Annotated in this window: 11 protein-coding genes and 1 pseudogene; 2 read left to right on the top strand and 10 right to left on the bottom strand. The window is 71.2% G+C overall.

Going from position 1 to position 11844, the window contains the following annotated elements; all coding sequences use genetic code 11:
• Nucleotides 1–295: 295 nt before the first annotated feature.
• A complete protein-coding gene (locus PKA16_RS14685; RefSeq protein WP_324404274.1) occupies nt 296–1456 on the bottom strand; it encodes a cytochrome P450 in 1161 nt (386 codons plus the stop codon).
• Between the two features lie 213 nt (nt 1457–1669).
• On the bottom strand, nt 1670–2728 hold the full coding sequence (locus PKA16_RS14680) for a serine/threonine protein kinase (RefSeq protein ID WP_324404276.1): 1059 nt from the start codon (nt 2726–2728) through the stop codon (nt 1670–1672).
• A 46-nt stretch (nt 2729–2774) separates the two neighbouring features.
• Here PKA16_RS14680 and msrA point away from each other — a divergent pair, with 46 nt between their 5' ends.
• Entirely contained in the window at nt 2775–3326 is a 552-nt protein-coding gene (gene msrA, locus PKA16_RS14675) for a peptide-methionine (S)-S-oxide reductase MsrA (RefSeq protein WP_324404273.1), read from the top strand.
• Between the two features lie 11 nt (nt 3327–3337).
• Here the strand turns inward: msrA and upp are convergent, their stop codons facing one another.
• The 3 genes and pseudogenes from upp to PKA16_RS14660 all read right to left on the bottom strand — a co-directional run.
• Complete coding sequence (gene upp, locus PKA16_RS14670) at nt 3338–3982, bottom strand: uracil phosphoribosyltransferase (RefSeq protein WP_324404272.1); 645 nt, start codon at nt 3980–3982, stop codon at nt 3338–3340.
• Between the two features lie 70 nt (nt 3983–4052).
• Nucleotides 4053–4199, bottom strand: a complete 147-nt coding sequence (locus PKA16_RS14665) for a helix-turn-helix domain-containing protein (RefSeq protein ID WP_324404275.1) — start codon at nt 4197–4199, stop codon at nt 4053–4055.
• A gap of 360 nt (nt 4200–4559) precedes the next feature.
• Nucleotides 4560–5781 (bottom strand): annotated as a pseudogene (locus PKA16_RS14660) (sigma 54-interacting transcriptional regulator); the annotation flags it as partial.
• Nucleotides 5782–6177: 396 nt separating this feature from the next.
• On the opposite strand from PKA16_RS14660, the gene PKA16_RS14655 reads away from it, so the two are divergent.
• Nucleotides 6178–7233: an NAD(+)/NADH kinase gene (locus PKA16_RS14655; protein ID WP_324404271.1), complete on the top strand. Its 1056-nt coding sequence runs from the start codon at nt 6178–6180 to the stop codon at nt 7231–7233.
• 28 nt (nt 7234–7261) lie between these two features.
• On the opposite strand, the gene PKA16_RS14650 is transcribed toward PKA16_RS14655, so the two are convergent.
• From PKA16_RS14650 to PKA16_RS14630, 5 genes are all read right to left on the bottom strand, one after another.
• Entirely contained in the window at nt 7262–7948 is a 687-nt protein-coding gene (locus PKA16_RS14650; protein ID WP_324404270.1) for a ligase, read from the bottom strand.
• Between the two features lie 3 nt (nt 7949–7951).
• On the bottom strand, nt 7952–8200 hold the full coding sequence (locus tag PKA16_RS14645; protein WP_324404269.1) for a lipoyl domain-containing protein: 249 nt from the start codon (nt 8198–8200) through the stop codon (nt 7952–7954).
• Nucleotides 8197–9243 (bottom strand): alpha-ketoacid dehydrogenase subunit beta, encoded by a 1047-nt coding sequence (locus PKA16_RS14640; RefSeq protein ID WP_324404268.1) that lies wholly within the window; start codon nt 9241–9243, stop codon nt 8197–8199. The genes PKA16_RS14645 and PKA16_RS14640 overlap by 4 nt, the downstream gene beginning before the upstream one ends.
• Before the next feature lie 28 nt (nt 9244–9271).
• Nucleotides 9272–10279, bottom strand: a complete 1008-nt coding sequence (locus PKA16_RS14635) for a thiamine pyrophosphate-dependent dehydrogenase E1 component subunit alpha (RefSeq protein ID WP_324404267.1) — start codon at nt 10277–10279, stop codon at nt 9272–9274.
• A gap of 331 nt (nt 10280–10610) precedes the next feature.
• Nucleotides 10611–11844, bottom strand: a 1234-nt coding sequence (locus PKA16_RS14630) for a helicase HerA-like domain-containing protein (protein ID WP_324404266.1), incomplete at its 5' end; no start/stop codon positions are given.

Below are 11844 nucleotides of genomic sequence, written 5' to 3'. Positions count from 1 at the left end.
AAACCTTGGGACAAATCGCTTCACGGCGCTTGACTTGAAAGACGGTTACTCAGGAGCTGTGGATCAATCCGGCGTGGCCGAACGGGCCGCCAGGACTCTTCCGAGCAGGGCCGAATGCCGCGGCTCCGGTGGGGTCTGCGTGCCGCTGGACGGCACGCGCAGGATCTGCCTCGGACCGGCCTGCGATCTGCAAGGGCCAGGCGCAGCCGTGGCGCGGGCCGCGGCGAGCTTGTGCGAAGCAGAGCGGGCGAATCTTGGCGCTCACGGCGGGCATGAGGGATCCGTCCACACCGCGTCAGACGATGCGCACCACCAGCCGCTCGAAGCCGCTGGCGGGGAAGTGGGCGCGCTCGGGCCGCTGGCCGGGTACCAGTTCGATCACCTGGGTGGCGTCCAGCAGGGCCCGCGTCAACACGCACAGCTCGAGCCGCGCCAGCGGCGCGCCGGGACACACGTGCAGGCCGGCGCCATAGAGCAGGTTGTGCTCGCGGTTGCGCTCCGGGTCGAACCGGTCGGGATCGCGAAACACGGCTTCGTCGCGGTTCGCCGCGGCCCACAGGATGGTGAGCCGCTCGCCGGCGTCGATCTGGCGCTCGCCCACATGCACCGGGCAGGTGGTGATGCGGCGGTTGGCGATCAGCGGGGCGTGGATGCGCAGGATTTCGTTGATGGCGTCGGACAGCTCGGCCGGGTGGCTCCGCAGCCGCGCAGCCAGCGTCGGGTGTTCGGCCAGGTAGTGCACCAGGATGCCGACGCTGGCGGCCATCGTACCCAGTTCGCCGACGGTCCAGTTGCGCACGATGCTGACGATCTCCTCGTCGGTGATGGCACGGTCGTGCACGCGCTCGCCGAGCAGCCGCGTGGTGACGTCCTGCGGGGCGTCGGCGCCGGCGTCGCGGCGCAGCACCAGCTGCTCGGTGATGTAGCCGTCGAAGTCGAGCGCGATGCGCGCCATGGCGGCACGGTCGCCGGCATGGGTGGCCGCGTGGTTGCGGCCGATCCATTCGCGCAGCGGCGCGTGCAGGCGGTCCGGCCAGCCCATGAAGGCGCACTGGCCACGCACCGCGAACGGGTGCGCCAGCGCCTCCATCAGCTCGAACGGCGTGGCGCGCGGCAGGGTGCGCACCAGCGAGGTGGCCACGCGTTGGCAGACCGGCTCGAATTCGGCCATGCGCTCGGGCGTGAAATAGCGGTTGATCAGGCGCCGGTAGGGAGTGTGTTCCGGCGGGTCCATGGCGTTGGGAATCGACAGGTGATTGGATGCCGCATTGCTGAAGGTGGCCGGATCGTGCAACACGCGCATCACGTCGGCGTGGCGAAACAGCGACCACCAGAGGTACTCGCTCCAGGCCACGGGGCAGCGCTGGCGCATCGCGTCGTAGGCGGCGATCTGGTCGTCCAGCACGGCAGGAGAACGGGGGTCCCAGTCGGCGGGACGGGTGGGTGGGGTGGTCATGTCGTCGATCCTGGACCCGCGCACGGGGCGCGGGCTGGCTTGAAAGGGGCGCCCGGGCCGTGCGGGACTTCATGGTGAAGCCGTCGCGCCAGCCTTGCTCCGCGGGCTGTTGTATCCCGGAGCCGCGGCCATGGTTTTGACCCGCGTCAGCAAACCACGCTGGGTCGCGCGCCGTCGATCCGGCCGCTGGCCGCGGACACGCCGGCCCCGGCCTCAGGCCACCAGGGGCGGTTCCTGCATGGCTTCGAGCTGCTGGCGCAGCAGCCGCACTTGGCCGCGCCAGTAGTCGGGCGTGCCAAAGGCCGGAAAGGCCGCGGGGAAGGCCGGGTCGTTCCAGCGCCGCGCCAGCCAGGCGCTGTAGTGGATCAGGCGCAGCGTGCGCAGCGGCTCGATCAGGGCGAGTTCACGCCGGTCGAATGGACGGGCCTGCTCGTAGCCATCCAGCAGGGCGCCGAGCTGGCGCTGGCGTTCAGCGCGCTCGCCCGCGAGCAGCATCCACAGGTCCTGCACCGCCGGACCGCTGCGGCAGTCGTCCAGATCGACGAAGTGGGGGCCGCCGCCCGGCTGGTCGGTCGGCGTCCAGAGGATGTTGCCCCAGTGGCAATCGGCGTGCAGGCGCAGGCAGGTGATCGGGCGTCCGGGCGGCACGCCGGGGTGCGCGGCAGCGCGCCAGTCGGCATGCTGCCCGATCCAGGCGAGCACTTCGCCGCTGGCGTCGGCCCATTCGCGCTCGACCTCCAGCGGCAGGGCGCCGTGCGCGAGCAGCCAGTCGCGCGGCTCGTGGCCGTAGCCGGCCAGATCGACCGCGGGACGGTCGGTGAACCGCCGGCGTGCCCCCACTTCGTGCAGGCGCGCGAGGAAGCGACCGATCCATTCCAGAGCCTCCAGGTCGCCCGGCTCCGGCGCGCGCCCGCCACGCCGGGGGCTGACGCTGAAGTGAAAGCCGCCGTGCGCGTGCAAGGTCTGGCCGTCGATTGCCAGCGGCGCGACGACCGGCACCTCGGCGGCTGCGAGTTCCTGCGCGAAGGCGTGCTCTTCGGCAATCTGTGCCGCGCTCCAGCGGCCGGGCCGGTAGAACTTCAGCACCAGCGCCGGATGCGCCTCGGCCAGCCGCGTGCCGGGTTCGAGGTGGGCCAGGTAGACGCGGTTCTCGTAGGAGTTCAGCGCGAGCAGGCGGCCGTCGCCCATCAGGCCGAGGGTGGCAAGCGCGTCCAGCACCAGGTCGGGGGTCAGCAGGGCGAACGGGTGGCGGGATTCATCCATGGCCGGCATTGTCGAGGAGCTGGCGTTAGCATGGCTGGCAAGGAGAATGCGCGACATGACGAAAACCGAAACCGTGGTGCTGGGCGGCGGCTGCTTCTGGTGCACCGAAGCGGTGTTCCGGCAGGTGCGTGGCGTGACGCGAGTCGAGCCGGGCTACAGCAATGGCCAGGCCGAACGGCCGAGCTACGAGCAGGTGTGCACGGGACATACCGGCTGCGTCGAAGTCGTGCGGCTCACGTTCGATCCGGCGCAGATCGGCCTGCGCCAGATCCTGGAGATCTTCTTCGTCGTGCACGACCCGACCCAGCGCAATCGCCAGGGCAACGACGTCGGCACCCAGTACCGCAGCGGCATCTACACCACGACAGCGGAGCAGCAGGCGGTGGCCGAGGCCCTGATCGCCGAGATGGAGCGCAGCCGCATGTGGGACGCGCCGATCGTGACCGAGGTCGAGCCGTTGGCGCACTTCTGGCCGGCCGAGGACTACCACCACGACTACGTGGCGCGCAACCCGACCCAGGGCTACTGCGTGGTGGTGGCCGCACCCAAGGTGGCGAAGTTCCGCCAGACCTTCCGCGACTGGGTGCGCACGGACGCGCCCCCCTGAGCGGGCCGGACCTACTTGGTGCCGAAGATGCGGTCGCCGGCGTCGCCCAGGCCGGGCAGGATGTAGCCGTGCTCGTTCAGCTCGCGGTCGATGGCGGCGGTATAGATCGGCACGTCGGGGTGGCTGCCGTGCAGGGCGGCGATGCCCTCGGGCGCGGCCAGCAGGCACAGGAACTTGATCGAGCGCGGTGACAGGGCCTTCAGCCGGTCGAGCGCCGCCACCGCCGAGTGCCCCGTCGCCAGCATCGGGTCGACCACGATGACGTCGCGCTCCTCCATGCCGGTTGGCATCTTGAAATAGTACTCCACGGCCTGCAGGGTGTCCGGGTCGCGGTACAGGCCGACGTGGCCGACGCGCGCGTTCGGCACGACGCGCAGCAGGCCGTCGAGCATGCCGTTGCCGGCGCGCAGGATCGAGGCGAACACCAGCTTCTTGCCGTCGATGATCGGACTCATCATGGTCTCGAGCGGCGTCTCGACCTCGACCAGCTGGGTCGGCGTGTCGCGCGTGACCTCGTAGACCATCAGCATCGCCAACTCGCCCAGGAGGGTGCGGAAGGTGGTGCTGCTCGAGTGGCGGTCCCGCATCAGCGTGAGCTTGTGCTGCACCAGCGGGTGGGTGACGTGGTGGACCTGGCGGGTGGCGGTATCCGGCATGGCGCGCATTGTAGGGAGGGATGGCGCTGCGGCGGCGCCCGGTGCGGGCGCCGCGCGCCCGATCGCGAGGTCAACCCCCGTGGTTCGGCGCGACGATGCCATGGCGTGCCATGTGGCGGTACACGGTGGCGCGGCAAAGCTGCAGGCTGCGTGCCGTCGCGCTGATGTTCCAGCGATGCGCGCGCAGGGCTTGCAGCAACGCTTCGCGTTCGTGCACGGCATCGGCGGCGGGTTGCTTCGGGGTCGCGCCGGCCACGGTGACGGGCGCTGGCGGGACCGGGCGCGGGCGGGCGCTTGCGAGCTCGGCCGGCAGGTGTCCAGGCTCGATCAGGGCGCCATCGGCGAGCGCCAGCGCGGCACGCAGGGCGTGCCGCAGCTGGCGGATGTTGCCCGGCCAGTCGTGGTCCAGCAGCAGCGCCCGGGCCGCCGGCGTGATGGTCGCTGCCGCCAGGCCCAGCGCGCGTGCTTCCTCCTGCAGGATGGCGCCGACCAGCAGGGCGCGGTCGCTGCGTTCGCGCAGGGGAGGCAGCTCGATCGTGAAGCCGCTCAGCCGATGGTAGAGATCAAGGCGAAATTGCCCGCCGGCGACCAGTTCCGGCAGGCTGCGGTGCGTGGCGCAGATCACCTGCAGGTCGACCGGCGTCGGCCGTTCGGCGCCCAGCGGCGTGACCTCGCGTTCGCCCAGCACGCGCAGCAGCCGGGTCTGCAGCGCCAGTGGCATGTCGCCGATTTCATCGAGGAACAGCGTACCGCCGTGAGCCTGCACGATCTTGCCGCGCGCGCCCTTGGCACGCGCGCCGGTGAAGGCGCCTTCGCGGTAGCCGAACAGCTCGGCCTCGATCAGCGATTCGGGAATGGCGGCGCAGTTTAGCGCGACGAAGGCGGCGTTCGCGCGCGCTGGCCTCGTGCATGGCGCGCGCAAACAGCTCCTTGCCGGTGCCCGACTCGCCCAGCAGCAGCACGTCAAGGCCCTTGTCCAGCACGCGCTGGGCACGCTCCACGTTGTCTGCCATGCGTGCGTCCCGGCCGGCCAGCGCTGCCAGCCGGGCCCGTGCATGCCCTGCCGGCGCCCGTTGCGCATGCACCGCTCGCCCCGGCCGGGGGCCGCGCGGCAAGGCGAAGCAGGGGCCCGGTGCATGTAGCCGCCGCAACGGCATCGGATCCGCAGTCCCCTGGCGCGCGGCGGCGACGACGGCATCGAAGCGGGCATCGAACACCTGCTCGAAATGCTGGCCGACCAGCGGCTGTGCCAGCGGATCGCTGCCGTGCGGCAGGCGCCGGCTGGCGGCGACCACATGGCCGGCGGCGTCGAAGGCGACCAGGCCGTCGCAGGACGCCTCGAGAAACTCGCGCTGCTGGCCCAGGCGCAGCACCAGGTGCTGCTCGTGCTGCCGCATGAACCAGCCATCCTCGATCTGCCGGGCGGCGGCATGCACCATCTGCAGCACCAGGTGCTGGCTGCGCCGGTCCTCGGGCGAGTGCAACGCGGTGGCGTCGAGCACGGCCAGCAGGCGGCCATCGGGTGCATGGATCGGCGCGGCGCTGCAGGTGAGCCGGTGGTGCGTGGCGCGGAAATGCTCGGCATGATGGACGGTGATGGCGTGCTGGTCGAGCGCGGCCAGCGCCACCGCCGACGTGCCTTCGAGGTCTTCTGCCCAGCAGCCGCCCAGGTACAGTCCGGCGGCGCGCAGTTCGCGTTCGAAGGCGGGGTTGGGCAGGACCTCGACGACGATGGCGTCGGCGTCGGCCAGGACCACCAGGTAGCCGGCCTCCCGCACCTGACGGAACAGCGCCTCCATGCCGCTGCGTGCCAGGCCCAGCCAGGGCTCCATCGGTGCCCGGCGTTCGCGCAGGGCGCTGGCGGTCAGCACGCGCGGCCGGTGCTTGCTGCCGGGGTCGAGCCGGTACTGTTCGACCGAACGTCGCCAGGAGCGGGCGATGCGGGCGCCCGCCGGTTCGATGGGTGCGATGGCATCCGCCCCCACCTGCGGGAGCTGGGAACTGAGCTGCGCCATGTTGTCTCCTGGTCGGCGCCACCGGCACGGCGCGGGGCGCTCCTGATGGGGCGCGGCGCTTGACGCGAGACCGGCAAGGAAGTCGCGCGAGGCGCCAGCCGCAAATCGGTCATTATGGTATGCGTTGCGCCACGCAATGGTTTCGACCCGCACGGGCGTTGATCCTGCTCAAATCCATCCATGCTTCCTCCCGATCGCCCCGCGCCCGACCCCGATGGACCGACCTCGATCGGCGTCATCGCCAACCCGTCCTCGGGGCGCGACGTGCGCCGCCTGCTGGGCTGGGCCTCGGTGTTCCCGGTTTCGGAGAAGGTCAACGTGGTGCTGCGCCTGTTGTCGGCGCTGGGCAGCCTGGGCGTCGAGCAGGCCTGGATGTTGCCCGACGCCGCCGGCATTGCGAGTCGCGTGCGCGAGGCCGCCGACCTGGCGCGCAGCCGTCACCCGATGCCGCAGGTGCGCCTGCTGGAGATGCCGATCCACGACGCGGCGCGCGACAGCGCGCACGCGGCAGCGGCGCTCGCCGACCTTGGCGTGGGCCTGATTGCGGTGCTCGGCGGCGATGGCACGCACCGGGCGGTGGCGGCGCACTGCGGCGAGGTGCCGCTTGCCACCTTGTCCACCGGCACCAACAACGCGTTTCCACGCCTGCGCGAGGCCACCCTGGTCGGCGTGGCGGCCGGGTTGCTGGTGACGGGGCGCGTCCCGCCCGAGCTGGGCCTGCGCCGCAACAAGTGCCTGCGCATCACCGGCCGCGGCACCGACGAGCTGGCGCTGGTGGATGTCTGCGTCTCGCGCGAACTGGCGCGGGGTGCCGGCGCGATCGGCGATGGCGCACACCTGAGCGAAATGTTCGTCGCTTTTGCCGAGCCGGCGCAGATCGGCCTGTCGTCCATCGCCGGGCTGAGTTGTCCGGTGTCACGCGACGATCCATTCGGCCTGCACCTGCAGCTCGGATCGGGCCGCACGCTGCAGGCGCCGCTGTTGCCGGGCGTGCTGCAACCGGTTTCGATCGCCGCCGCGCGGCGCCTGCTGCCGGGCCGGCCCGTGCCGGTGCATGCGGCGCGCGGTACCCTGGTGGTTGATGGCGAGCGCCTGATCGAATTCGACGACGGCCATGCCCTGCAGGTCGAGCTCGAGCTGCAGGGCCCACGCACGCTGGACGTGGAGGCGGTGCTGGAAGTGGCAGCGCGACGCGGGCTGCTGTTCGACGTGCCCGGCCCCCTGGCGCCGGAGTGAGTGGCGTGCTCGACAGGGAGGAGTGGGGTTATGCGTCGAGGGCCTCGGCCAGCAGGGCGTCGAGGGCAGCGGTGGCCTGGTCCGTGTCGGGCGGCTGGCCCAGCAGATCGGTCCACGAGGTCGTGCGCCGCGCCAGGGCTTCGGCCTGGCTGACCGGGCGGTCGAGGCTGGCCGCCAGCAGCTTCCAGTCCGGCGTCATCAGCAGGGTGCCCGCGACGAGCAGCACCACATCGCGCCGCCGTACCTGGGCCAGGCCCGTGATCTTGCGTTGGCCGTCGGCCACCAGCTCCCACGGCGAGAGGCCGCCAAAGCAGGCCCAGTCGAGTTCCGCCGGGCCGCGTTGAAGCGCCGGCGACCCTGGAGCGAGCGCCCGTGCATCGCGGATGCCGGCCGCGCGCAGCCAGCGTTCCAGCAACTCGGCGAGCCAGCGGTAGCTGCCCACGGCGCTGGGCACGACCCGTGGATGCGCGCTGGGCAGGGCGACCGAGAGGCCGAGCATCCATGGTCCGACCAGCACCGCGCCGCCACCGGCGCGGCGCGGCAGCACTTCCAGCCCCGCGTGCGCGCCCGCCAGCAGCTTGCGCTGCGAGCAGCCGAGCACCAGGGCCGGCGTGTCATAGCGCCAGATGCGCCAGGCCGGGACGGCCGGCGGCTGGTTCAGGTGAAGCTCGTTCCAGTGCTGCTCGCACGCCGCCACGCTGGACGCATCCGCCATGGCTCAGGCGGCGATCCGGGCCAGTGCCTGGCCGGGGCCGAAGGTATCCTCCGAGGCGACCAGGATGCGCTCGACCACGCCGTCCGCGGGGGCCAGGATCTCATGGCTGGTCTTGACCAGGACCACGCTCGCCAGCAGCTGCCCGGCGCGGACCGGGTCGCCTTCCTTGACGTGCCATTTGTCCACCAGGGCCTCGGTGCCGGCTTCGACGCCGGCCCAGGCTTCCGGCGGCAACGTGACCTCGACGCTCATGCCGTCGCTCCCTGCGGCTTCCTGGCCTGCATCAGCTGCCGCGCCGCCGCCTCGATGGCCTCGACCTGCGGGATCACGAACCGCTCCAGCGGCCGGCTGTAGGGAATCGGCACGTCGGGCACGGCGAGGCGCCGCACCGGGGCGCGCAGCGCCACGCTGTCGAGGTTCTCGGCCACCAGGGCGGCGATCTCGCCGCTCAGGCCGAAGCTCAGGTAGTCCTCGTCGGCCACCAGCAGGCGGCCGGTCTTGCGCACCGACTTCAGCACCGCCTCGCGGTCCAGCGGCACCAGGGTGCGCAGGTCGATGATCTCGGCGTCGATGCCGCCGGCGGCCAGCTTCTCGGCCGCCAGCACGGACTTCTGCACCATCTGGCTGAGCGTCACGATGGTCAGGTCGCCGCCTTCGCGCACCACGCGGGCCTGGCCGAAGGGCAGGGTGTAGGCGTCCTCGGGCACCTCGGTGGTGCTGCCCTCGAAGTAGGCCATCCAGGGCAGGCCCATGATGCCCTTGTGGAAGATGTACATCACCGGGTTGTCGTCGCGGATCGCCTGCACCATCAGGCCCTTGGCGTCGTAGGCGTTGGACGGCACGACCACCTTGATGCCGGGCATGTGGGCGAAGGTCGACCACAGGCACTGCGAGTGCTGGGCGGCGTCGTTGTAGCCGCCGCCGGCCGCGGTCATCAGCACCATCGGCAGCTTCACCCGGCCGCCGGACATGTAGGTGTTCTTGGCCATGTGGTTGTAGATCATGTCCATGCAGACGCCGAAGAAGTCGACGAACATCAGTTCGGCGATCGGGCGCATGCCCTCGGCGGCGGCCCCGATCGCGGTGCCGATGAAGGCGGTCTCGGAGATCGGGGTGTCGATCACGCGCGTCTTGCCGAAGCGCTCCAGCAGGCCGCCGGTGGCGCCGAAGATGCCGCCGTACTTGCCGATGTCCTCGCCCATCACGAAGACCTCGGGTTCGCGCGCCATCTCCTGCGCGATGGCTTCGCTGATGGCCTGCGCCATGGTGAGCTTGCGGGGGGTGTCGGTGCTCATGGGGTTCTCCTTGTCGGTTGGCCGCCGCTCAGGCAAAGACGTGCAGCAGCGCGTCCTCGGGCTTCGGATAGGGGCTGTTGCGACCGTGCTCGAAGGCTTCCGCCACGCGGGCGCCGACGCCGGCACGCAGCTGCGTGTCGGCCGTGTCGTCCAGCAGGCCGGCGCGGCGCAGGTGCGCCGCCAGGCGCGGGATCGGATCGTGCTTGCGCAACTCGGCGACCTCGTCCTTGGGCCGGTAGCCTTCGGCGTCGCCCTGGAAGTGGCCAAAGTAGCGGTGCGTCTTGACCTCCAGCAGCGACGGGCCCTCGCCGCGCCGCGCGCGCTCGATCGCGGCCCCGGCGGCTTCGTGCACGGCGATGGCGTCGTTTTCCTCCACCAGCGCGCCCGGCATGCCGTAGGCGGCGGCGCGATCCGCGTTCCAGGGCACGGCCGTGGCCTCGGACTTCTCGACCGAGATGCCGTACTTGTTGTCCTCGCACACGAACAGCACCGGCAGCTTCCACAGCGCCGCCAGGTTGAGCGACTCGTGGAAGGCGCCCTGGTTGGCCGCGCCCTCGCCGAAGAAGGCCACCGCGATCCAGTCCTTGCCGCGCATCTTCGCCGCCAGCGCGGCGCCGCAGGCGGGCGGCATGCTGGCACCGACGATGCCGCTGCAGCTGAACTTGCGCTCGGTATCGAACAGGTGCATGTGGCCGCCCTTGCCTTGCGACAGGCCGGTGGCCTTGCCGAACATCTCCGCCGCCATGAGCTTGAGCGGAATGCCCTTGGCAATGGCGAAGTGGTGCGGGCGGTGCGTGCCCACCACCGTGTCCTCGGTGCGCAGGTGGGCGCAGACGCCGACGGCCACCGGCTCCTGGCCGGCCGACAGGTGCATCTCGCCTGGCACCGGTCCGCCGCCGATGTCGAAGGCCAGGCCCTTCTGGATGTGGGGCGGCAGCTTGCCCTCCATGTAGACTTTGGCGATGGTCTCCTCGAATTCGCGGATCTCGATCATCTTCTCGTACATCCAGAGCAGGTGCTCCTTGCTTGCGGTCATGGTGGGTGCCTCCGGTTCCGGTTGGGGATGCCGCGCGTGGCCGGCTCTGGGCTGCAGCGCGGGTCGAGCAAGATGGATGCAAGCAGGTTTCGTGCCAGTCGCGTGCGGGCGAACACCGTCCGGAACCTGCGGCCTGGCGTGGGCTGCGGCGCTGGCGTCCGCCTTCCCTGTCGCAGCCTGCGACACCTGGGTGCAACAGTTGCTGCAGGGCAGGCGCGAACTGCGACAGTTGTCGCCGCCGCTGGCGGGGTGGCCGCCGTGCCTGGCCGCGCGCGGCCGCGCCGCGCAGGATGTGCGGCACCGGCCGCGCCGAGGCCCGGCCCGGTGCGGTTCAGCGCCGCTTGCCGCCCAGCAGGCTGCCCAGCGTGCCGCGCAGCAGTTCGCGGCCCATGCGGCGCATCTCGCCCTTGACCACCTGCTGCACCATGCCGTCGTACTGGCCGCCGCGCGGGCCGGTACGGCCGAACAGGGCTTCCTTGATGGCGGTTCCCGCGCTGCCGAGCAGGCCGCCATCGCTGTCGGCGGCCGGCGTGCCCGCCTTGGCCGGGGTGCTGGCGGACGTCGCCGAGGCGCCGCGCGCCGCCAGCATCTCGTAGGCCGATTCGCGATCCACCGCCTGTTCGTAGCTGCCGGCGACCAGCGAACCCTTGAGCAGGGCGGCGCGTTCTTCCGGCGTGATCGGGCCGATGCGGCTGCCCGGCGGGATCACGTAGACGCGCTCGGTCACGCCGGGGCGCCCCTTGGCGTCGAGGAAGCTGACCAGGGCCTCGCCCGTGCCGAGCTCGGTGATGGCCTGTTCGATGTCCAGCCCCGGGTTGCCGCGCATGGTCTGCGCCGTCGCCTTGACGGCCTTCTGGTCACGCGGGGTATAGGCGCGCAGTGCGTGCTGCACGCGGTTGCCCAGCTGCGCCAGCACGCTGTCGGGCACGTCGATCGGGTTCTGCGTGACGAAGTAAACACCCACGCCCTTGGAACGCACCAGCCGCACCACCAGCTCGATGCGCTCGAGCAGCACCTTGGGGGCGTCGTTGAACAGCAGGTGCGCCTCGTCGAAGAAGAACACGAATTTCGGCTTTTCCGGGTCGCCGATCTCGGGCAGGCGCTCGTACAGGTCGCTCAGCATCCACAGCAGGAAGGCGGCGTACAGGCGCGGCGCCGTCAGCAGCTTGTCGGCCGCCAGGATGTTGACCACGCCCCGCCCGTCTTCGGTCTGCATCAGGTCCTCGACGTTCAGCATGGGCTCGCCGAAGAACTGGTTGCCGCCCTGGCTCTCGAGCTGCAGCAGGCCGCGCTGGATGGCGCCGATGCTGGCCGCGCTGACGTTGCCGTAGTCGGTGGTGAACTGCCGGGCGTTGTCACCCACGTGCTGCAGCATGGCGCGCAGGTCCTTCAGGTCGAGCAGCAGCAGGCCGTTGTCGTCGGCGATCTTGAACACCAGGTTGAGCACGCCGGCCTGGGTGTCGTTGAGCTGCAGCATGCGCGCCAGCAGCAGTGGCCCCATGTCGCTGATGGTGGCGCGCACCGGGTGGCCCTGCTGGCCGAACACGTCCCACAGCGTGACCGGG

Origin of the sequence: Ottowia sp. (genome assembly GCF_035325765.1) — a bacterium.
Lineage (GTDB): Bacteria > Pseudomonadota > Gammaproteobacteria > Burkholderiales > Burkholderiaceae_C > Ottowia.
This window is presented reverse-complemented; position numbering and strand designations above follow the sequence as displayed.

Bases quoted from the DNA above. Each gene is read 5' to 3' on its own strand.
- msrA (WP_324404273.1), top strand. From the start codon at position 2,775: ATGACGAAAACCGAAACCGTGGTGCTGGGCGGCGGCTGCTTCTGGTGC.
- upp (WP_324404272.1), bottom strand. From the start codon at position 3,982: ATGCCGGATACCGCCACCCGCCAGGTCCACCACGTCACCCACCCGCTG.
- PKA16_RS14635 (WP_324404267.1), bottom strand. From the start codon at position 10,279: ATGACCGCAAGCAAGGAGCACCTGCTCTGGATGTACGAGAAGATGATC.
- PKA16_RS14650 (WP_324404270.1), bottom strand. From the start codon at position 7,948: ATGGCGGATGCGTCCAGCGTGGCGGCGTGCGAGCAGCACTGGAACGAG.
- PKA16_RS14685 (WP_324404274.1), bottom strand. From the start codon at position 1,456: ATGACCACCCCACCCACCCGTCCCGCCGACTGGGACCCCCGTTCTCCT.
- PKA16_RS14645 (WP_324404269.1), bottom strand. From the start codon at position 8,200: ATGAGCGTCGAGGTCACGTTGCCGCCGGAAGCCTGGGCCGGCGTCGAA.
- PKA16_RS14680 (WP_324404276.1), bottom strand. From the start codon at position 2,728: ATGCCGGCCATGGATGAATCCCGCCACCCGTTCGCCCTGCTGACCCCC.
- PKA16_RS14655 (WP_324404271.1), top strand. From the start codon at position 6,178: ATGCTTCCTCCCGATCGCCCCGCGCCCGACCCCGATGGACCGACCTCG.
- PKA16_RS14640 (WP_324404268.1), bottom strand. From the start codon at position 9,243: ATGAGCACCGACACCCCCCGCAAGCTCACCATGGCGCAGGCCATCAGC.